Here is a 22602-nt window from a genome sequence, read left to right as displayed (position 1 = left end):
TTTATTAATTTAATGGAGGACACATATGAAAAAAATATATATTATGCTTTCATATACTGGAACAGCTCCATCTAAAGTAATCAAGCTTTTCTCTAAGGAAAAATACTCGCATGTTTCTATTGCTTTGGATTCGCAGTTAAAGGAATTATATAGTTTTGCAAGAAAGAAAGTAAATAATCCTTTTATTGGTGGTTTTATAAAGGAAGATATAAATGGTGGTATTTATAAAAAGTTCGAAAACACTAAATGCTATATTTATTCTCTAGAAGTAACTGATGAACAATACGAAACCATCAGTAATATAATAAAAGACTTTGAAATAAAAAAACATAATCTTCATTATAATATGATAGGGTTATTAGGGGTACTGGTTAATGTGCCTATAGAAAGAAGAAATCATTATTTTTGTTCACAGTTTGTATCAGAGGTATTACTGAAAAGTGGGGTCTTGAATTTTAATATTCCATCAGCTCTTGTACAACCTACACACTTTTATAATATGAAAGACAAAGATGTAGTTTATACAGGACTTTTACGTGATTACAGTGATGGAATAAATTATAGCTATAGCACAGCAGCTATTTAATAAGGCATGTGAAAATAAATAATAAGCCATGTAGACGAGGACACTGATTTATTTATTTTTGAAGTTGCCTAAGCTTAATACTGGAAGAGAAGCAACTTATAATAGGTTGCTCTTATTTTTTTAGTAAGAAATTAGATGCTTTATTAATTAGAAAAGCCATTAACTTCCATATAGTTGTTATCACTTAATTTTGTGGCAAAAAAACCACCATAGACTTTTTCTAGGTGGTTTTTTTGATTTACTAATTAATTTTTATGATTCCCAATTGAATACATATGGTATATTTCTGTAGTAATCGCCATAGTTTAGTCCATAACCTACTACAAATAAATCAGGAATTTCAAAACAGCAATAATCTGGTTTGATTTCTACTTTTCTTCTTTCAGGTTTATCTAATAATGTACAACATTTTACACTATTAGCTCCAAGGCTTTTAACATGATTCATTACAAAGTCCATAGTTATTCCGCTGTCTACAATATCATCAACAACTAGAACATCGTAACCTTCTATATTATCTGGCACATCATTAACAACCTTACAAACCCCAGAACTTTCTTCTCCATGACCGTAGCTTGAAGTTGTCATAAATCCAATTTTAGTTGGAACTGAAATTTCTCTAACTAAATCAGCAGTAAAAATAAAGCTTCCTCTTAAAAGGGATAGAACATATAACTTTTTATCTGCATAGTCTTTAGAGATTTGTGCACCGATTTTTACAATCGCCTCATCAATTTGTTCCTTAGAAAACAATATGTTTTTTTCTTTATTCTCCATAAGATTCACGCCCTCTAATCTATATTTACAATAATGGTTTTATAGTATAAAATAATATGAAAGTTGTCAAGGGTATATAAGAATATAAAAATATAAATACTTATTATAAGATTCAACATATAGTATTCTACAATAACTTAATTTTAGACAGGGTGGAGATGATGTTATGGTAAATGGAAATACCGAAGGTGTAAAAAAGTTTATTTTAAACAAACTAGACAGCATATATGACATGAAATTTGGAAAAGTTGAAATACTTTCAGAAGAATTAGCAAACCTTTTAAAGGAAGTTACCTTAGAATTAGAAAGAGAAGTAAGTGTAGCTATAGATAGAAAAGGCTCAGTGGTAAGTGTAGCCATAGGAGATAGCTCCACAGTGGATATGCCTGAAATTAATATAAAAGAAGGAAAACTATCCGCAGTGAGAGTAATTCACACTCATCCTAATGGAAATCCAAAGCTATCTGCTTTAGATATTTCAGCATTGCTTAAATTGAAGCTAGACTGCATTGTAGCTATTGGAGTTTCTAAGGATAATCCTCTCTATTGTAATCTGGGTTTTTGTGATGTGAAAGACAATATTTTAATTGAAGAAGAAATAGGACCTTTAAGCATATCTAAAGTGTTAGATTTTAACTTTTTAGATAAGGTAAAACACATTGAAAGCTTAATGAAGGACAATGAAATTATAGAAGATAACAGCGAAAGAGCAATCCTTGTAGCCGTAGAAGATGAAGAAAGCCTTGAAGAACTTGAAGAGCTTACAAAGGCTTGTAATGTAGAGCCAGTACACAGCATACTGCAAAAAAGAAATAAAATTGATCCTGCCTTATACATTGGAAGTGGAAAGGTTGAAGAAATTGCCATGTTAAGGCAAGCCTTAAGAGCTAATGTAGTGATTTTTGATGAAGAATTATCAGGGTCACAAGTTAGAAATCTAGAGCAAGCTTTAGGGGTAAAAGTGGTAGATAGAACTACTTTAATTTTAGATATATTTGCAAGACGTGCTAAATCTAAGGAATCGAAAATTCAGGTGGAATTATCTCAATTAAAATATAGACTAAGTAGGCTAAGTGGTCTTGGAACTGTGCTTTCAAGAACCGGTGGAGGAATAGGTACAAGAGGACCTGGAGAGAAAAAACTTGAAACAGATAGAAGACACATTAAAGAAACCATATATGATTTAAACAGGGAACTAGAAAAAATAAAAACCACAAGAGCTACTCAAAGAGAAGGAAGAAATAAAGATAACGTATCAAGAATTTCTCTTGTAGGTTATACTAATGCAGGTAAATCTACTTTAAGAAATGCTTTATGTGATTTTTCTCCTCAAAAATCATCAGTAACAAAGGAGAAAGTTTTTGAAGCAGATATGCTTTTTGCAACTTTAGATATTACTACAAGAGGTATAGTGCTTCCAGATAATAGAGAGGCAACAGTAACTGACACTGTTGGATTTATAAGAAAGCTCCCTCATGATTTAGTTGAAGCCTTTAAATCAACACTAGAGGAAGTTGTGTATTCAGATGTACTTCTCCATGTGGTGGATTCATCTAGCAGCACTGCAGCACTGCAAGTAGAGGTGGTTGAAGAAGTATTAAAGGAATTAGGTGCAGGAGAAAAGCCTACAATATTAGTTTTAAATAAGGTAGATAAGGCTTCAGAAGAGCAAATTAAAGTTTTAAGAGATAAGTTCTCAAAACATAACATCATAGAGATTTCAGCAAAAAGTGGAGAAAACTTAGATGGTTTGCTTGAAGAATGCACAAAAGTTCTTCCATATAAGTTAAAAAGCTTTAAGGTTTTAATCCCTTACAGCGATTCTTCAACAGTTGCGTATCTTCATAGAAATGCTAAGGTGGAAAGTGAAGAGTATGAGGAACAAGGAACTTTAGTTAAAGTTCAGGGTGATGAGGAAGTTTATAATAAGTGTAAAGCTTATATTATAGAATAGTTAAGGATTGTTGCAGAATGGGTAAAAATCCTAAGTACTAGGTCAGCCATGGATAATAGAGATGCTAGTTCTCTATTTATTCATGGCTTTATTCATGTTAACTTAATAAGGCATCTTCAAAAAATAAATAAGTCAATCTGCTCGTCTATTTTGTGCTATACTGCGTCAACAGAACCCTTAGATAGCCCCACTATCTGCGGAACCTGTTTCCTTGTCTGCACAAGCAAGCTTGTGAACACAAAATATCCTTCACATCTTGGACTTGTTATTTATTTCAGATGCCTAAATATTAGTTTTGTTACAACATTTTTCTTTAATAATATATTGCACTGATAATGGCTAGAATAATAAAGAAAAATACTTAGTTCTTAGGAGGAGAATACTATGGAGGAAATTATTTGTCCATTATGCAATGATTTATATAATACAGTTTATAATTGTGGTCACTGTGAGGGAGTTATGGAAAATAAGGGGAGAGAACAGGAGTATTTTGATGATTATAGTGCTGATGATCCTGTAGATGATAATGGAAATTGTTGTGTTCATATATTTAAATGTAATAAATGTGGAGGCTTCGAAAGAAAAAACGTTGAGAAAATTCATGTATAGTCGTAAAATTAGTATGTAAATAAAGATTGATTTATATAAAGACAAATTATACAAATTCAAATTTACTTTAGCCTTCCAGACCAAATAAGTTTTTTCTTTAGAAATTAAAAATATACTGTTAGGTGGTTTAAATTTTTATTTATTAATAGTAAGAATAGAAGATTTTAAGGTGGTAAGATTTTGAGCAGTGGATTAGTAAAATATAATTGGGACTTTATAGAAAACTATAGTGAAGAGGAAATAACCTATTTTCTACACTTAGAGGGAAAATCTTTAGAGGCCATCAGCAAAATTAGAAACTTAGATAAGGGAACAATACAAAAGCATATAATTAATGCAAAAATTAAATATAGATATTTAGTTAAAAGTAGTAGTATAGATGAATTATTTAAATCTTTAGCCCAAGCTGATAAGTCAGAAAGGGTTTATGTTTTAAATAGCTTAGATAGGGTTAATAGGGAAAAACTTAAAGATTTTATAAAAAGAAACTTTATGGACTTAACCTTAAAGAACAAGGAATCGGCAATTTGGATTATAGGAGAATTAAGAATAGAAGAGTGTGTAGATATTCTAATTAAGGGAACTGTAAATAATCATGTTAATATAAGAAGACTATCAGTATCTGCCTTAGGTAAACTTGCTCATGAAAAAGGAGAAATTGCATTAATTAGAGCCTTAAGTGATGAAAATTCCCAAGTGGTTTCCTATGCAATAAAATCCCTTCAAAAGCTTAAATCTAAAAGAGCTGTTCAAAGAATTAAAGAAATTTTAAGCATCAGTGACAAGCCTTATATTAAAAAGGCTTGTGAGGAATTTTTAACAGCATTAGAACATGGAGAAACCTTAGGGGAGGGGGAATAGTTTTGAGTTATTTTACAGTGAAAAAGGAAGCTTCTGCTGAGTTTGAGGAGAAAAAGTCCGTATTTATTGGACATGTTAAAAGAGTACATAATGAAGAGGAAGCTAAGGAGTTTATAAACAAGGTAAAAGGACTACATAAAGAAGCAAGACACAATGTTTATGCTTATATCATAGGTGTTAATAAAGGAGTTCAAAGATATAGTGATGATGGAGAGCCACAGGGAACAGGAGGAATTCCAGTACTTGAGGTCCTTAAAAAAAGTGATTTAACGGACATAGTTGTGGTGGTAACTAGATACTTTGGTGGGATTTTATTAGGTACAGGAGGTCTTGCTAGGGCGTATTCAAAAGGAGCTTCTTTAGCCATTGGTGAAAGTGGAGTGGTAGAAAAAGTTCTTGGGGTTCCTTTTAAAATTACTATAGATTATGACTTATTAGGAAAAATTCAGTACGTTTGCAGCACTAATCAGTGGCATATTGAAGATACTCTATATACAGACAAGGTGGAAATTTTAATGTACTGTGAAACTACAAAGATTAAAGAAATAAGTAATACTTTAACTGAAAGTACCAATGGAAAATTAGCTATTAATGAAGGGGATGAAGCATATTTCTTTAAACAGGAAAATAGGCTTTATGTAGTGGATTAACCAGATTTGAAATTAATAGATAAGTTATGATATAATAATTAGGTTATTTTGTATAATGAGGATACTTTAGGCGTTTGAAAATAAATAACAAGTCAAAGATGTGAAGGATATTTTGAGTTCACAAGCAAGCTTATGTTCACAAGCAAGCTTGTGCAACCAGGAAACAGGTTTCGTAGATAGTAGAGCTATCTAAGGCTTCTGTTGACGCAGTATAACTCAAAATACACATACATACTGACTTATTTATTTTTTGAAAATGTCTTATATATAGTTAGGAGGAAAATAATATGTCAGGACATTCAAAGTGGCATAATATACAAGCTAAGAAAAGCAAAGTAGATGCAAAAAGAGGAAAGATCTTCACGAAAATTGGTAAAGAGTTAATGGTAGCTGCTAAAACTGGTGGTTCTAATCCAGAAACTAATAACAAATTAAGAGACGTTATTGCTAAAGCTAAGGCTTCAAACATGCCTCAAGATACAATTACTAGAGCAATTAAAAAGGCAGCAGGGGAACTTGAAGGTGTAACTTACGAAGAAATTACATATGAAGGTTATGGCCCAAATGGAGTTGCAGTTATAGTAGAAGCATTAACTGACAACAAAAATAGAACTGCTGGAAACGTAAGATATGCATTTTCTAAGCATGGCGGAAATATGGGTTCAAGTGGCTGTGTAGGATTTATGTTCCAAAAGAAAGGCGAAATAATCATAGAAAAAACTGATAGCATCGATGAAGATGAATTAATGATGATGGCTCTTGATGCTGGTGCAGAGGATTTCTCCGCTGAGGAAGAAGTTTATGTTGTAACAACAACTTCAGAAGATTTCGGCACAGTTAGAGAGAATCTTGAAAGTAACGGAATAGAGTTCTTAGAAGCTGAAGTTAAGTTAGTAGCAGATACAACTACTGCACTAGATATGGAAACGTCAGTTAAGTTCCAAAAGATGCTTGATGCCCTTGAGGATGATGATGATGTGCAAGATGTTTGGCACAATGCAGAGTTCCCAGAGGAGTTTGAAGGTTAATAAGAAAATAAGTAAAATCACTCTAAAGGTTGCATGAAAACAACTGAAGGAGTGATTTTTTTATTATACCATATCTTATAATTAACCTCTTAAATCAGCATTATTAATTTAAAAATCAGAAAAATTTTGCTAAGTTCGACCTACCTGCTTCAGTTTATTTATTTACTTTGATGTCATTGAATGTAAATAAATAGATAACAAATACTTAATCATCCCCCTTTATTTAGTTTATATGTTATAATTTGTAATATAATGGGGGAGATAAGATGTTAAAAAAGCTTAAAATTGGAAGAAAACTTTTAAGAGAATTAGATTTTGTTGTTATAATATTAATAATATTGTTGGTAGCATTTAGTACAATTAATGTACATAGTGCAACTCATTTAAGATATGGTAATTATTACCTAAAATCTCAACTTATAGGGTTAGTTGTAGGATTAATTTTAGGTTATTTAGTTTTGATACCGGATTACTCTATTGTTAAGGATTATGCTGTTGTAATTTATATGTTTGGTGTTTTTCTACTTATATTAAATTGTCTGCCTATGTTTCAAGTAACTGTTAATGGCGCTTCATCATGGATTAAAATTGGACCTATTACGATGCAACCTTCTGAATTTGCCAAGATTGGGATTATAATGATGCTGGCGAAAGAACTCGATGATATGGAAGGTAAAATTAATGATTTTAAAAATTTTTTTAAGTTAACTGCTTATGCAGGCTTTCCAATGCTTTTAATTGTTACCCAACCAGATATGGGAATGACCATGGTTTGTTTTTTTATTGTATTAGGAATATATTTTACATCGGGACTAAATCTAAAAGCTATACTAGGAATTATTTTAGCTACAATAATTTCTGTTGCTATGTTTTGGAATTCACCTTTGATGCAACCACATTGGAAAAGTAGGTTAACTTCTTTTATAAATCCAGGGGCGGATCCCTTAGGAGCAGGCTATCAACTTGAACAATCTAAAATTGCAATAGGCTCTGGAGGAGTCTTAGGAAAAGGATTTATGCAGAGCACTCAGATATCAGGAGGGTTTATTCCGGAGGATCATACTGACTTTATATTTGCAGTTGTATGTGAAGAGTGGGGGTTAATTGGTGCAGTGGTATTATTACTTTTGTATGGAATTCTTATATATAGGCTTGTCAGAATAGCCCAAAATGCAAAGGATATATTTGGCTCAGTTATTTCAGTAGGGATAATATCTACAATATTATTTTCTGTACTGCAAAATATAGGCATGACCATAGGAATAATGCCTATAACGGGAATTACACTGCCCTTTATGAGTTATGGGCGTAGTTCTATGTTAACAGCTTTTATGTGTTTAGCACTGGTTTTAAATGTAGGGATGAGAAAAAGGAAGTTTAACTTTTAGAAAGAATTATAACCTAAAATAATTATCAGGAGCACTAGTCATGAATTATTACTAATCTTGTTTATAAAAAAGACTTAATAAATAAGCTGTTTTAGTGAAATAATAAGATTGCTGTAGTTTATATATGCTTGAAAACTTATATTGGTTGTGATATATCTATAATAGACTTAAAGTTGGAGAATCATAGGATATAGAAGGGTTTGATAAAAATGAGTAACTACAAATTTCAATATGAAGACAAAGAGTTTGAGCTTAAAGAAGATAATTGTGACTACATAAATAATGAAGAGGTAGAAAACTTTAATATTTCAACGGTGCTAGATTTATTAAATAAAGGTGAAGAGGTTGGATTTACCGTTGAGTACTATGATAGCTGTTGTGAAGAGTGTAAATTCAATAGAAAAGATGATACTAAATTCTTTGAGTTTTTAGAGTATCATTTTTATATATTTACAAAGGAAAATAACTATGTTTTAAGCACTATATCTCCTGAGTACCAGGAGGTTACGCTAACTTCTTTAGTAAGAGATAAAAAAATAGATAATAGCCACATAGTAAGTATCTTAGTTTGTAAAAACTGCGGTACCTGGGCTATTGAAGTTGAGCAATGCGATATGTAATTTGTAATTAAGGAGCTTTATATTAAAGCTTCTTTTTATTTCATTAATATTTTGGAGAAAAGTTTAATATAATTCATTAATGTAAAAAAGTAGGTGTAGCTGTGCACTTTAGTTTATAAATGTAAAACTTTTGTGTAATCATATAAATATATTCAAATCATTAAGGAAAAGTGTTAAAATGGTAAATGATAACATTAATTTTTACAGGGGGCGAAGTAGATGAAAGAAAATTGGAGTTTAAAAGAATTATATTCTTCTTTTGATAGTGAAGAATATAAAAGTGATATGGCAAAATGTGATGAGTATGTTAAAGCTTATGTAGATTTTGCTAATTCGCTAGATACCTATGAGTGCAAAAAAGAACTACTAGAAAAATATATTACCCTTAATACCGACATGATAATAAATTTTAACAAAGTTTTAAGTTTTGCATCTTTAATTTTAAGTGTAGACACTAATAATTCAGAAGCACAAAAGAATATGGAAATTGGGGAAGAAAAGTATAGCAAAATTGCAGAACCATCTGCTAAAATTTATAAGTTTATTGGAGCTATAGAAAATCTACAGGAAGTTGTACAAAGCTCAGACAAATTAAAGGAATATGAATTCTTCTTAACAGCTATAGCTGAAGAAAGCAAATACATGCTCAGTGATAAAGAAGAGGGAATCATTGCTAAGATGAGAACCACTGGTTCAAGTGCTTGGTCAAAAATGAAAAACCTAGTAACTTCAAACTTAAGAGTAGAGATTGAAGAAAATGGAGAAATAAAATCAGTACCTCTTACTGTAGCAAGAAATTTAGCTCATCATAAGGACAGCAAGGTAAGAAAAGCTGCTTATGAGGCAGAACTTAAAGCTTACTCAAAGGTTGAAGAAGCAGTGGCAGCAGCTCTAAATGGAATTAAAGGTGAAGTTATAACTGTAGCTAACTTAAGAGGTTTTGAATCTCCACTACATGAGAGCTTATTCAAATCTAGAATGGAGAAAGAAACTCTAGATGCCATGATAACTGCAATGAAAGAAAGTCTTCCAACTTTCAGAAAGTACTTAAGAAGAAAGGGTGAGTTATTAGGACATAATAACGGACTTCCTTTTTATGAGCTATTTGCACCAATAGGAAATGCAGAAATGGAATTTGATTATGAAAAAGGAAAAGCTTTTGTTGAGGAAAACTTTAGAAGCTTTAGTGATAAGCTAGGTGATTTCGCAAAGAGAGCCTTTGACAACTGCTGGATAGATGTATATCCAAGAGAAGGAAAAGTAGGAGGAGCTTTCTGTAGTAATCTTCATATGATAGGTGAAAGCCGTATAATGCTTAATTATGGTAACACCTTAAGTGATGTAATAACTATGGCCCATGAGCTTGGACATGGATATCATGGAGAATGCTTAAAGGATGAACTATATCTAAATAGTGACTATCCAATGCCAATTGCAGAAACTGCATCTACCTTCTGTGAAACCATAGTAAAGAAGGCTGCTATAAAAACTGCTACAGAGGAAGAAGCTTTTTCTATATTAGAAAATGAAATTTCAGATAGTACTCAAATAATTGTAGACATTCTAAGTAGATTTATATTTGAAAGTAACTTATTTGAAAATAGAAAAGTAAGCTCTTTAAGTAGTGAAGAACTAAAGGGATTAATGTTAGAAGCTCAAAAAGAAGCTTATGGAGATGGACTAGATCAGGAATACTTACATCCTTACATGTGGGTATGCAAACCTCACTATTATGAAGCAGGATATAACTTCTATAACTTCCCTTATGCCTTTGGATTATTATTTGCAAAAGGTTTATATGCAGAGTACCTAAAAAGAGGAGAATCCTTTGTTGAGGAGTACGATAAGTTACTTAGTGTTACAGGAAAGTTAAAGGTGGCTGAAGTTACTAACATAATGAACATTGATATTAATTCAGTAGATTTCTGGAGAGGTTCTTTAAGTATCATTGAAGAAGATATTGAGAAGTTCTTAGAGTTAAGCTTGAAGAGATAGAAATTATTAAGGAATGAACAAGTTCATTAGATAAAATCACTTTAGAAGGAAATTTAATTCTAACTTAAACAGCAGGAGACAGTTACTTTTTTAAGGGCTGGCTAAAATAAAATATTGTAGGAATTAGTAATCCTAAATAAAGGAACTGGGTTATAGTGCACAAGGGTGCATTGTAAACAGTTCCTTTTTATTTATGTAGAGATGAAGTATTTTTGGCGGCAAAAGGGGAAGTTAAGTCCATATAAGTTAAGATAAATAGTTAAGCCACAGTAAAATGATAAATAAATATAAAAGTTGAGTTTAGTGTTAGTGTAATTTCATGGACAAAGTATAGATATGAATATAAGAAAAAAACAAGAAAACAATAAAAAAAGAAAAAAAGATAGGAAGATATAGTATTCATGCGGGTTTGTGGCTAAGGAAGTGATTTATAGACCTAAATGTAATAGTCAGTGTAAGTTATATGGAATGAATTTATATCAGTGAATAATTAAAGAACTATTTCACAAAATATTTAAAAATTAGATGAATAATTGTATAAAAATCTTTGGAGTGGTGATAATCCCTTATAGGAGGGATATTATGTTAAAAGAATTTAAACAAAATAAGATGTTTTATATAGTTATAACAATTCTTGGTCTATGTATTTTTACTGCTAGTTACGCTCTTAGTTTGAGCTTCATTAATAAAGGAAACCATGGAGATGCTCAAGATGATAGTGTATTAGCTGAAAGTAAGCAAACTAGCTTTATTAAAGAAAGTGGAGTTATAGTTACAAAGGATACTAAATTAGAGTTTCTTGTAAGATATGCCAACTGCTTAGATTACATTAAAGCTGATAACAAAATTGATGAAAGCATTAAGGTTGAGAAAGAAAAACTCTTAGGCCTTAATGAGAAACAATTAGAAGAAATTTTTAAGAAATTTGGATATAACCTAGAAAAGTTCACAAAAGTAGAAGCTGTTTTTGTTAAAGATGTGGCAGGATATAACTATTCTCCAGATAGTTATTTTATAGGTATTAAAGATGACAATATGGTTATATATAAGAAGGAAAAGGATGAAAGCATCAGAGTAGTTGAAGGCAAAATTATAAATTTAAAAAGAGAAGATAATTCCAATATCACATTAAAGGACATAGAAGACAAAGGTAATCTTTTAAAATCCTTATATTATGGTGACAAAGATTATCAGTTTTCAAATATACAAGATGCTGTAGAATATGGTCAGTCTCTTTGTAGCACATAACAAAAAACCTTAAGGATGATTATTCCTTAAGGTTTTTTGTTGAATTGTGTTATTATAGATGGTAAAGTAATATATAGTTGTTATTGGCTTCCAATGCAAAGATAATTAGGAAAGCTATAGTAGATTCAAAGATTGTAAGGTTTTAGAATTTAATCTAATCCAATTGTAGCAAAGATAGCACCATTATGCTAATGGAGTGTAGCTGATAAAATAAGTAGATAACAGGTGATCATATATGTACGAATACATAAAAGGAATTTTTATTGGATTTACTAAAGATTATGTGATAATTGAAAATAATGGAATTGGATATAAAATATTTACCTCAGGAAGCACCATATCAAACTTACCTTCTGTAGGAGAAGAGATTACTTTATATTTACAGCAGATAGTAAGGGAAGATTTTATTGGACTATATGGATTTTTGACTAAAGAGGAAATAGACATGTTTAATCTTTTACTTACCATTAACGGAGTAGGTGCTAAAGCTACCTTATCCTTAATGTCTATTTGTAATGTAACAAATCTTCAGTATGCAATATTGAGTGGGGAAGAAACAATACTAACAAAGGCCCCTGGCATTGGTAAAAAAATAGCTCAAAGAATAATATTAGAACTTAAGGATAAGATTAAATTAGAAGAGGTAGTTTCGAAAAATAATAGTGCTAGTACTGCTAACAATAATGAAGATAACACTTCAGAGGTGTTTGGAGCGCTTATTGCCTTAGGATATTCAGAAAAAGAAGCAGAAAAGGCGTTAAGTAATATAGATAAATCTAAATCTATTGAAGAAATGATAAAGGGATGTTTACAATTTTTAATGAACTAAAAGTTTAATTGATTAGAGAAGTTTTGCTTATTAAAGAGATTTAATTTATTAAAGAGCTTTAATTTATTAAAGAGCTTTAATTTATTAAAAGTTTTAATTAGAAACTCTTTGTAAAGGGGAGGGTGCTATGGAGGAAAGGATTATTACTTCTGAATTTAAAGAAGAGGATGTTGAGGTAGAATACTCTTTAAGACCCCAAAGGCTTAAGGAATATATAGGTCAGAAGAAGGTTAAGGAAAGATTAAGCATATTTTTACAAGCAGCACAAATTAGAAAAGAGCCTTTAGATCATGTACTTTTATATGGACCTCCAGGTCTTGGAAAGACTACTTTAGCTAATATTATTGCTAAGGAAATGGGTGGGAACCTAAAAATAACCTCAGGGCCAGCCATTGAAAGAGCTGGAGATTTAGCTGCCATACTTACGGGATTAAGCAACTTTGATGTGCTTTTTATAGATGAGATTCACAGGCTAAATAGGGCTGTAGAGGAAATTCTCTATCCAGCTATGGAGGATTATTCCTTAGATATTGTTATAGGTAAAGGGGCTTCAGCAAAGTCTATAAGACTTGATCTGCCAAAGTTCACTTTAATTGGAGCAACTACCAGAGCGGGGCTACTAACTTCACCTTTGAGAGATAGGTTTGGGGTAATGTGCCCAATGGAATACTATGATGAGGAAGAGTTAAAGGAGATTGTCATGAGATCCTCAGGAATTTTAAGTGTGACAATAGATGAAGAGGCTGCAATTGAAGTTGCAAAGAGATCTAGAGGAACACCTAGAATTGCCAATAGACTTTTAAAAAGAGTTCGTGATTATTGTTTAGTTAAAGGTCATGGACATATAGATTATGCTACAGTAAAGGCAGCAGCACAGCTTTTAGAAATTGATGATGAAGGTTTTGATCAGGTTGATAATAAGATTCTAGAAGCTATAATAGATAATTTTGGGGGTGGCCCTGTAGGTCTTGAGACTCTTGCTTATTATATAGGTGAAGAGGTAGGAACTATAGAGGACGTATATGAACCTTATTTAATTCAAAAAGGTTTTATTATCAGAACACCTAGAGGAAGAATTGCTTCAAATAAAGCTTATAATCATTTAAATAGAATAATTCCAGAAGGAAAAGTATTTTAACAATAAAGAAAAGGGGTGTTAACTTTGAAGGTTAAAGATTTTAGTTTTCATCTACCAGAAGAATTGATAGCACAACATCCTTTAGAAAAAAGAGATGAATCAAGATTAATGGTATTAGATAAAAATACTGGACATATTGACCATAGGGTTTTTAAGGATATAATTGATTACCTTGAAGAAGGAGACTGCTTAGTATTAAATGATACTAGAGTTATGCCAGCAAGACTTTATGGAGCAAAAGAAGGTTCAGGAGGTAAAATGGAGTTTCTTCTTCTAAGAAGATTGGAAAAGGATGTATGGGAAACTCTTGTAAAACCAGGAAAAAGAGCTAAGGTTGGAGCTACCTTCACCTTTGGAAATGGGGAGCTTAAAGCTGAAGTAATAGAAGTTTTGGATAATGGAAATAGAAAAGTTAAGTTTTTCTATGAAGGTGTTTTCGAGGCGGTGTTAGATTCTCTAGGAGAAATGCCACTACCACCTTATATCACTGAAAAATTAGAAGATAAAGAAAGATATCAAACTGTATATTCAAAAGAGGTAGGTTCAGCAGCAGCACCTACGGCAGGACTTCACTTTACTGAAGAGTTACTAAATAAAATTAAAGCAAAGGGTGTTAATATTGCCTTTGTTACTCTTCATGTGGGTTTGGGTACTTTTAGACCAGTAAAGGCTGAAAATATAGAAGAACATGAAATGCATGCTGAGTACTATTATTTAAATGGTGAAAATGCAGATATAATAAACAAGACTAAGGAAAGCGGGAAAAGAGTTATAGCAGTAGGTACTACTTCTAACAGAACTCTTGAAAGTATTGCTGATGATAATGGAAGAGTAAAAGAACAATCTGGATACACCAGCATCTTTATTTACCCAGGATATAAGTTTAAAATTGTAGATGCACTTATTACAAATTTTCATCTTCCAGAATCTACCCTAATTATGTTAATTAGTGCTTTCTCAAATAGAGAAATAATTATGAATGCTTATAATATTGCTGTAGAAAATAAATATAGATTCTTTAGTTTTGGAGATGCTATGTTTATTCACTAATTTAATTAGTGTTCACTAATTTGATTAGTGCTGATAAATAATGAAAATGGTGCATTGTTTTAGGAACCTATCAATAGTTTTAATAAAAACATCAATTTTGATTACGATTTAAAAGGCACCATTATAATAGGTTTCATAGCCTTATGATTTAATTTATTATTGATAATAATATATAAGTAACTAAAAGGACGGGATAACATGTATAAGTTACTAAAAAAGTCGGGAAAAGTTAGAAGGGGAGAGTTTCATACACCCCATGGAGTAATTCAAACTCCAGTTTTTATGAATGTGGGAACTCTAGCGGCAATAAAGGGAGCCGTATCCTCTATGGATCTAAAAGAAATAAGCTGCCAAGTTGAATTATCTAATACATATCACCTTCATTTAAGACCAGGAGATAAAGTTGTAAAGCAAATGGGCGGACTTCATCAGTTTATGAATTGGGATAGACCAATTTTAACAGACTCAGGTGGCTTCCAAGTGTTTTCTTTAGCAGCTATGAGAAAAATACAAGAAGAAGGAGTTTACTTTAATTCACATATAGATGGAAGAAGAATATTTATGGGTCCAGAAGAAAGTATGCAAATACAAAGTAACCTTGCTTCTACCATTGCCATGGCCTTTGATGAGTGTATTCCAAATCCATCCACAAGAGAGTATGTAATTAACTCTGTAGCTAGAACTACTAGATGGCTTGAAAGATGCAAAATTGAAATGGATAGATTAAATTCTCTTCCAGATACTATAAATAAAAAACAAATGCTCTTTGGTATAAACCAAGGTGGAACTTATGAAGATATAAGAATAGAACATGCTAAGACTATCACTAAAATGGATTTGGATGGTTATGCTATTGGAGGTCTTGCCGTTGGAGAAACTCATGAGGAAATGTATAGAGTTATTGATGCGGTAGTGCCACACCTTCCACAGGATAAACCAATTTATTTAATGGGAGTGGGACTTCCAAGTAATATATTAGAAGCCGTTTCTAGAGGAGTAGACTTTTTCGATTGTGTACTACCAGCTAGAAATGGAAGACATGGACATGTGTTCACTAAATATGGTAAAATAAATTTGATGAATGCAAAGTTTGAATTAGATAGCAGTCCTATAGATGAAGGATGTGATTGTCCTGCATGCAAGCATTATACAAGAGCTTACATAAGACATCTATTCAAAGCTAAGGAAATGCTAGCAATGAGACTTTGTGTACTGCATAATTTATATTTCTATAATAAGCTTATGGAAGATATCAGAAGTGCCATTGATGGAGATTACTTCGAAGAATTTAAAGAAGAGAAGCTAAATCAATGGAATGGAAAGGCTTAAAGGAAAGGAGGGAATATTATGCAACAAATAATAGCTTTTTTACCTATGGTAGCTATACTTGCAATGTTTTATTTTATGATTTTCGTTCCAGAAAAGAAGAGAAAAAAACAGTACAATGACATGCTTGAATCTTTAAAAGTAAATGATGAGGTAGTGTCAAAAGGCGGTATAATGGGTAAAATCATTAATATCCAAGAAGACTACATTATATTAGAAACAGGTCCAGATAGAGCGAGAATTAAACTTGCTAAAATGGGAATCGGTCAAGTTACAACTAACGAAACTGAAAAATAATATATTGTGAATAATTCCCCCTATTTACTCATATTTATTATATAGATGGGGGGGATTATATATGTATAAAAAATTGAAATACTCATGTGTAGGTCAAGGAGTCCTAAGAGCATCAATAGTTACCATGCTATGCGTACTAATTTATTCTTTAGTAACAGCTTTTACACCTTTTAGCCCTAAGGTTACCTCTGCATTTATTGTAGTGTTAACTTTAGTCAGTGTGCTATACGGTTCAGTTTATGCCACATTACAATCAGGAAGTAAAGGATGGCTTATAGGATTGTTAGTTGCAGTTTTCTACATGCTAATACTATATATAGTATCTGTATTATGTGGGAAAGGTTTTGGTGTTGATGGGGGTGACTTCATAAGATTATTGCTTGCCATGGCAGTGGGTTCACTATCTGGAATGCTTGCAATAAACCTAGAAAACTAAGGTAGTGAGGTTATCAAAGCTTTTGTTAACTTTAGGCATTTTCAAAAAATAAATAAGTCAGTATGTTTGTCTATTTTGAGTTATACTGCGTCAACAGAACCCTTAGATAGCGCTACTATCCACGGAACCTGTTTTCTTGTCTAACTCAAAATATCCTTCACATCTTTGACTTGTTATTTATTTTCAAATGCCTTATTATAAATAATTATTAATAATGCAAGTGGAGGAACAAAAATGAAACACATCAAAACAATCAACAAATCAAACATCAAAGAAAGCTTAAAGAAACCAGGTTGCAAAGAGTGTGCAAACTCTTGCCAATCAGCATGCAAAACTTCATGCACAGTAGCTAATTTAGCTTGTGAAAACTAATTATCTAAAGAGGCAGTAACTAAGGGTTACTGCTTTGTGTTTAGTTGGGAGGAAAAAAATGTCATTAGTTCATAAATTTATACAAGGAAATGATTTTTATATTATAGATGTTAATTCTGGAGCAGTACACCTAGTAGACGAAATAGTTTATGACCTTCTAGATGAGGACAAGCTAAGATCTAAGGAAGAGATTATAAAAGAATATAGTAATAAATATTCTGTAGAAGAAATAAATGAAGTGTATGATGAGTTAGAGGAGTTAGTAAGAGAAGAAGTGCTATACTCTAAGGATTTATATGAAGATATAGCAATGGAAAGCGGACAAGCGGAAGTTAATATAAAGGCTCTTTGCTTAAATATTATTCATGATTGTAATTTGAAATGTAAGTACTGCTTTGCAGATGAAGGAGAGTATAATAGTGGTTGTAGAAAGCCTATGTCTGCTGAAATAGGAAAAAGAGCCATAGATTTCGTTATTAAAAATTCTGGACCAAGAAGAAATATTGAGGTAGATCTATTTGGTGGAGAACCTTTAATGGCTTTTGAAACCATAAAGGAAATAGTTGACTATGCAAGAGAGCAGGAAAAGCTTCATAAAAAGGTAATTAGATTTACTATGACTACTAATGCCACTCTTTTAAATGATGAAACTATGGATTATTTAGATAAAAATATGGGAAATATAGTTCTTAGCATTGATGGAAGAAAAGAGATCAATGATAAGGTAAGAATAAGATTTGATGGCACTGGCTGTTATGACAGTATACTTCCTAAAATCAAAAAAATGGTGGAAGTTAGAGATAAATCAAAATCTTATTATGTTAGAGGTACTTTTACTAGAGAAAATACAGATTTCTTTGAGGATGTAAAGCACATGGCTGATTTAGGTTTTGAGGAAATTTCTATTGAGCCAGTGGTGCTTCCAGATGAGCATCCACTTTCTTTAAGAAAAGAAGATTTGCCTACTATATTTAAGCAATATGATATGCTTTATGATGAAATGTTAAGACGTCATGAAGAAGGAAAAGAGTTTAAGTTTTATCATTTTAACATAGATTTGCAGGGGGGGCCTTGTGTTTACAAGAGAATCTCAGGTTGTGGAGCAGGTCATGAATATGTTGCTATAACTCCAGATGGAGATATTTATCCATGTCATCAGTTCGTAGGAAAAGATGAGTTTTTAATGGGAAATATTTTTGATGGTGTAAAAAACTATGATTTAGTCAAGAATTTTAAAGAAGCTCACATATACAATAAACCAACTTGTAAAGACTGCTGGGCTAGATTCTACTGTAGTGGAGGCTGTCAAGCAAATAACTTTAACTTCAATGGAGATATCCATGTTCCTTATGAAGTAGGGTGTGAGATGCAGAAGAAAAGGATAGAATGTGCCATAGCATTAAAGAGCAAGGTAATGGGTAACTAGTGGGATTCCACTAGTTACCTTCTGTCATTGACTAATTTTTTAGGAAGACTTATAATCTACATTATAAGATTATTTTGAATAACGTGAAAGGGGATAAAAATGAGAAAGGGTAAAAGTGGATTTTTTTTAATTATTAGTATTTTAGTAATTGCCCTATTAGCTTATTCAGGACTTTACGGAATAAATCTAGGGGACTATAGGGTTAAGTCCTTTGGTCAATCAATAAGTAAAGGTCTTGACTTAGTTGGTGGAACTTCTCTATTAATGGAAATTAAAGCAGATAATGTGGATTCAAGCGTTTTGGATAGGACTGTAACTTTAATTTCTAGAAGAATTAATAAAGAGGGTACAAGTGAAGTTTCAGTAGTTCCAGAGGGCAACAAGAGAATTAGAATCGAAATACCAGGGGAATCTGACACAAATAAGGTGTTGAATACAATTGGTAAAACAGGTGAATTAACCTTTGTTGACCCAGATGGAAATGTTATCTTAACAGGAAAAGAAGTTGATAAAGCATCAGCTTATATTACTCAAGAAAATCAAAATGTAGTTAACTTAAAGCTTAATGAGGAAGGAAAGCAAAAATTTGCTGAAGCCACAGAAAAGTTTATAGGTAAACAAATTACAATTAAAATGGATGAAGATGTTTTAACAGCTCCAACAGTAAATGAAGTAATAAATGCAGGTGAAGCAGTTATTACGGGAATGAAGACTCTTGAAGAGGCAAATTCAATTGCAAACATTATTCAATCAGGAGCATTACCAGTGCCAGTAGAAGCAGTTTCAGTTAAAACAGTAGGACCTACTATTGGACTTGAGGCTATGGGACTTAGTAAAAAAGCAGGTATGGTAGGATTAATCTGTGTTATGTTATTTATGATGCTTTATTACAGAGCACCAGGAATAATTGCTTCAGTAGCAGTATCCTTATACGTTGTTTTAGTTCTATACGTGTTCTCAGCTTTTGGCGTAGTTTTAACTTTGTCAGGGGCAGCGGCAGTAATCCTAACAATTGGTATGGCCGTTGATGCTAACGTACTTATATTTGAGAGAACTAAAGAAGAGTTAAAAACAGGAAAATCTGTTAAATCTGCTGTAGATTCAGGGTTTGATAGAGCTTTATCCTCAATTTTAGACTCAAATATAACAACTATAATTGCTGGCTTAGTACTATACTTCATGGGAACAGGAGCAGTTAAAGGTTTTGCTGTAACTTTAATGATAGGTATAATAGTAAGTATATTTACAGCACTTGTAGTTACTAAGTTTTTATTGAAGCATGCTATAAATGCAGGAATAATAACTAAACCATCTCATTTTGGTGTGAAGAGGGGGTAGGATTATGTTACAGATAATTAAAAAGACTAAAGTTTGGTTTACAATTTCAATAGTTCTAACAATAATCGGAATAGCCTTCCTTTTTACTAAAGGATTAAACTATGGTATAGACTTTAGAGGTGGTACTTTAATATCTATGAACATAAATAAAGAATTTAAAAAGGCAGACGTAGATACTATTGTAGATAAGTATGCAAAAGGAAAATATTCCACAAAGGTTGCCAATGAGGGAAAAGAGATAGAAATTCTTGTTCAAGAAGGTGTCTTAAATGAGGAAGGAGTTAACAATCTTATTAAAGATGTAAAAACTCAATACTCTTTAGAAGAAAGCGCAGTAATAGGCAGTGAAACTATAGGTGCAAGTGTTGGTAATGAGCTTAAAGAAAAAGCAATTTGGGCATTGATTGTAGCTAATGCAGCCATATTAATTTATGTTGCTATGCGTTTTGAATTAAACTTTGCTATTGCAGCCATAATTGCTCTTATCCATGATGTATTCTTAACAGTATCCTTCTATGCTATATTTGGAATACAAGTTAATACTCCATTTATTGCAGCAGTACTAACTATAGTAGGTTATTCAATAAACGATACTATAGTTGTGTTTGATAGAGTTAGGGAGAATGTTAAGAAAAACAGAAGAATGTCACCAGAGGAAGTTGCTAATCTTAGTGTAAATGAAACTATGGCAAGATCTATAAATACTACATTAACAACTTTAATAACTATAACAGCAGTTTATATATTTGTGCCAACAATTAGAGAATTTACTTTACCACTTATAATTGGAATAGCTTGTGGAGCGTATTCTTCCATATTTATAGCTAGTCCACTTTGGGTGGTACTAAAGAATAGAAAAAGAAAGAATAAAAATGCAGCAGCAGCATAATTAGGATTGAAGTTGCAAAAGTATAAATGCAAAAGCATAAATGCAAAAGCATAAATGCTTATGTATAAAAACATAAAAAACACGCCAGAAATCAATTTTTGTAGATTTCTGGCGTGTTTTTTCGAAAAATGTTTGTAATAAAGCAGTTTTTAAATTATAATATATGTGTTTTCTATTTATTTGGAGGAGAGCACATGGAAGAATTTTTCAAGGTTAATCAGTACAATCCGCTACTTTTAAGAAACATGAAAAATGCATTGAATAGAATAGTTAAAGCAATAAATGAAAGAGAAAAGATAGTTATCTATGGCTATTATGATTTCGATGGAGTAACTGCTGTTTCACTATTGATGTTAGTTTTAAAGTATTTAAATGCTGACGTAGAGTACTTTATTCCAAGCGAAGTGAGAGATGGAAGAAATCTATGTAAAAATGATATAAGTAGCTATATAAAGTACCTTGGAGCAAGTTTGATAATTACTGTAGGTTGCGGGACAAGCTCTCTTGAAGATATTGAGTTTTGCAGGAAAAATAATATAGATGTTATAGTTACAGATTATCACAAATGTGATTTTAATAGCTTAGAGGAAATAGTAATAAATCCTAACAGTTCAAGATGCATATATCCTTTTAAGGATTTAGGTTCTGTTGGGGTTGCCTATAAGCTAGCAGAAACTATTTCTTCTTATTATAAAATGACTTGCATACAAAAGTATTTAGATTTAGTTATGATTGGGACAGTGACAAAAAAACTTCCTATCAGTGGGGAAAATCTATTCTTTGTTGAAGAAGGTCTAAAACAATTAAGACATACCAATAATTATGGAATAAAAGCCTTGCTAGAAGAACATAATACCCATTATAAAGAGGAGTTTTTTAACCTTGAGACCATAGCTAATGTTTTTCCTGAAATGATTCCCAAGGAGAGAATAAACAACTCAAGAATTATAGTGGAGCTTTTAACCACCAGTGATAGTTATAGAGCTGCACAAATTTCTAAATACTTATATAGTGAAATAAAAAGAAGAGCAGAGCAATAAAAGTTTCATATATTAAACTAATAGATAACTAAAGATAAAACTAGTGAATTATTGCATAAATACATAAAGGTAATATATAATAGTAAAGTACAATAAACTTTGAAAAGTATATAATGTTCGTAAAAATTGCATTAGGGGGAATAGAAGTGAATTTTAAAGAAAAAATTAGAGTTATAGATGGATTTCCAAAAGAAGGTATAAGTTTTAAAGATGTAACTACACTTTTACAAGATGGAGAAGCTTTAAAAGCAACAATAGACACTATTGCAGATTATTTAAAAGATAAAAATATAGATATCGTTGTAGGACCAGAGGCTAGAGGTTTCCTATTTGGAGTACCAGTTGCTTATGCACTTGGAGCAGGCTTTGTACCAGTTAGAAAACCAGGTAAGCTTCCATATGATACAATGAAGGTGGAGTATGATTTAGAGTATGGAAGTGACGTTTTAGAAATACACAAGGATGCTATAAAACCAGGTCAAAGAGTTGCTATTGTAGATGATTTGTTAGCTACTGGGGGAACTGTAGGAGCTGTTGCAAAACTTATTGAAGAAGTTGGTGGAGAATTAGTGTCAATTAACTTTGTAATTGAGCTTACAGAGTTAAATGGAAGAAGTAAATTAGGTAACCACGACATTATGTCAGTGGTACAATATGATTTATAAAATTTGACAAATATCCTAACTAGAAATTGCATTAATTTAGGTTGTGTTATATAATATTATATAGTAAAAATAATTGGCTG

The 22602-nt window shown here is 31.7% G+C and carries 23 protein-coding genes; 22 read left to right on the top strand and 1 reads right to left on the bottom strand.

Annotated features, from left to right (window positions below):
* Window positions 1-25 precede the first annotated feature (25 nt).
* A complete protein-coding gene (locus J2Z44_RS01220; protein WP_021284647.1) occupies window positions 26-586 on the top strand; it encodes a hypothetical protein in 561 nt (186 codons plus the stop codon).
* 252 nt (window positions 587-838) lie between these two features.
* Here the strand turns inward: J2Z44_RS01220 and hpt are convergent, their stop codons facing one another.
* Window positions 839-1363 (bottom strand): hypoxanthine phosphoribosyltransferase, encoded by a 525-nt coding sequence (hpt, locus tag J2Z44_RS01215; protein WP_209649283.1) that lies wholly within the window; start codon window positions 1361-1363, stop codon window positions 839-841.
* Window positions 1364-1529: 166 nt separating this feature from the next.
* On the opposite strand from hpt, the gene hflX reads away from it, so the two are divergent.
* The 21 genes from hflX (at window position 1530) to J2Z44_RS01110 (ending at window position 22522) form a co-directional block, all read left to right on the top strand.
* Entirely contained in the window at window positions 1530-3317 is a 1788-nt protein-coding gene (gene hflX, locus J2Z44_RS01210; RefSeq protein WP_021284645.1) for a GTPase HflX, read from the top strand.
* A gap of 384 nt (window positions 3318-3701) precedes the next feature.
* Window positions 3702-3926 carry a hypothetical protein gene (locus tag J2Z44_RS01205; protein WP_021284644.1) on the top strand — a complete coding sequence of 75 codons (225 nt, stop codon included), beginning with the start codon at window positions 3702-3704 and terminating at the stop codon, window positions 3924-3926.
* A gap of 180 nt (window positions 3927-4106) precedes the next feature.
* Window positions 4107-4787: a HEAT repeat domain-containing protein gene (locus tag J2Z44_RS01200; protein ID WP_021284643.1), complete on the top strand. Its 681-nt coding sequence runs from the start codon at window positions 4107-4109 to the stop codon at window positions 4785-4787.
* 2 nt (window positions 4788-4789) lie between these two features.
* Window positions 4790-5437, top strand: coding sequence for a YigZ family protein (locus tag J2Z44_RS01195; protein ID WP_021284642.1), 648 nt, complete (start codon window positions 4790-4792; stop codon window positions 5435-5437).
* A gap of 287 nt (window positions 5438-5724) precedes the next feature.
* Complete coding sequence (locus J2Z44_RS01190; protein ID WP_021284641.1) at window positions 5725-6465, top strand: YebC/PmpR family DNA-binding transcriptional regulator; 741 nt, start codon at window positions 5725-5727, stop codon at window positions 6463-6465.
* Window positions 6466-6731: 266 nt separating this feature from the next.
* On the top strand, window positions 6732-7853 hold the full coding sequence (gene rodA, locus J2Z44_RS01185; RefSeq protein ID WP_021284640.1) for a rod shape-determining protein RodA: 1122 nt from the start codon (window positions 6732-6734) through the stop codon (window positions 7851-7853).
* A 209-nt stretch (window positions 7854-8062) separates the two neighbouring features.
* Entirely contained in the window at window positions 8063-8473 is a 411-nt protein-coding gene (locus tag J2Z44_RS01180; protein ID WP_021284639.1) for a DUF3785 family protein, read from the top strand.
* Between the two features lie 219 nt (window positions 8474-8692).
* A complete protein-coding gene (locus J2Z44_RS01175; protein ID WP_021284638.1) occupies window positions 8693-10468 on the top strand; it encodes a M3 family oligoendopeptidase in 1776 nt (591 codons plus the stop codon).
* A gap of 582 nt (window positions 10469-11050) precedes the next feature.
* A complete protein-coding gene (locus J2Z44_RS01170) occupies window positions 11051-11716 on the top strand; it encodes a hypothetical protein (RefSeq protein ID WP_021284637.1) in 666 nt (221 codons plus the stop codon).
* Window positions 11717-11951: 235 nt separating this feature from the next.
* Window positions 11952-12545 (top strand): Holliday junction branch migration protein RuvA, encoded by a 594-nt coding sequence (gene ruvA / locus J2Z44_RS01165; protein WP_021284636.1) that lies wholly within the window; start codon window positions 11952-11954, stop codon window positions 12543-12545.
* A 127-nt stretch (window positions 12546-12672) separates the two neighbouring features.
* On the top strand, window positions 12673-13683 hold the full coding sequence (gene ruvB, locus J2Z44_RS01160; RefSeq protein ID WP_021284635.1) for a Holliday junction branch migration DNA helicase RuvB: 1011 nt from the start codon (window positions 12673-12675) through the stop codon (window positions 13681-13683).
* Between the two features lie 24 nt (window positions 13684-13707).
* Window positions 13708-14733, top strand: a complete 1026-nt coding sequence (queA, locus tag J2Z44_RS01155; RefSeq protein WP_021284634.1) for a tRNA preQ1(34) S-adenosylmethionine ribosyltransferase-isomerase QueA — start codon at window positions 13708-13710, stop codon at window positions 14731-14733.
* Window positions 14734-14931: 198 nt separating this feature from the next.
* Window positions 14932-16062, top strand: coding sequence for a tRNA guanosine(34) transglycosylase Tgt (gene tgt, locus J2Z44_RS01150; RefSeq protein WP_021284633.1), 1131 nt, complete (start codon window positions 14932-14934; stop codon window positions 16060-16062).
* An 18-nt stretch (window positions 16063-16080) separates the two neighbouring features.
* Window positions 16081-16356 (top strand): preprotein translocase subunit YajC, encoded by a 276-nt coding sequence (gene yajC / locus J2Z44_RS01145; RefSeq protein ID WP_021284632.1) that lies wholly within the window; start codon window positions 16081-16083, stop codon window positions 16354-16356.
* Window positions 16357-16417: 61 nt separating this feature from the next.
* Complete coding sequence (locus J2Z44_RS01140) at window positions 16418-16792, top strand: TIGR04086 family membrane protein (protein WP_021284631.1); 375 nt, start codon at window positions 16418-16420, stop codon at window positions 16790-16792.
* 234 nt (window positions 16793-17026) lie between these two features.
* Complete coding sequence (gene scfA, locus J2Z44_RS01135) at window positions 17027-17164, top strand: six-cysteine ranthipeptide SCIFF (RefSeq protein ID WP_017414649.1); 138 nt, start codon at window positions 17027-17029, stop codon at window positions 17162-17164.
* 58 nt (window positions 17165-17222) lie between these two features.
* A complete protein-coding gene (gene scfB / locus J2Z44_RS01130; RefSeq protein ID WP_021284334.1) occupies window positions 17223-18590 on the top strand; it encodes a thioether cross-link-forming SCIFF peptide maturase in 1368 nt (455 codons plus the stop codon).
* A gap of 99 nt (window positions 18591-18689) precedes the next feature.
* Window positions 18690-19928, top strand: coding sequence for a protein translocase subunit SecD (gene secD / locus J2Z44_RS01125; RefSeq protein ID WP_021284335.1), 1239 nt, complete (start codon window positions 18690-18692; stop codon window positions 19926-19928).
* Between the two features lie 4 nt (window positions 19929-19932).
* Window positions 19933-20817, top strand: a complete 885-nt coding sequence (secF, locus tag J2Z44_RS01120) for a protein translocase subunit SecF (RefSeq protein ID WP_021284336.1) — start codon at window positions 19933-19935, stop codon at window positions 20815-20817.
* Window positions 20818-21011: 194 nt separating this feature from the next.
* Complete coding sequence (locus J2Z44_RS01115; RefSeq protein WP_021284337.1) at window positions 21012-21857, top strand: DHH family phosphoesterase; 846 nt, start codon at window positions 21012-21014, stop codon at window positions 21855-21857.
* Window positions 21858-22003: 146 nt separating this feature from the next.
* The gene (locus J2Z44_RS01110; RefSeq protein ID WP_021284338.1) at window positions 22004-22522 is read left to right on the top strand and encodes an adenine phosphoribosyltransferase; all 519 of its coding nucleotides are present in this window, start codon (window positions 22004-22006) and stop codon (window positions 22520-22522) included.
* The last annotated feature ends 80 nt before the right edge of the window (window positions 22523-22602 follow it).

Origin of the sequence: Clostridium punense (assembly GCF_017874425.1) — a bacterium.
Classification (GTDB): domain Bacteria; phylum Bacillota; class Clostridia; order Clostridiales; family Clostridiaceae; genus Clostridium_J; species Clostridium_J punense.
This window is presented reverse-complemented; position numbering and strand designations above follow the sequence as displayed.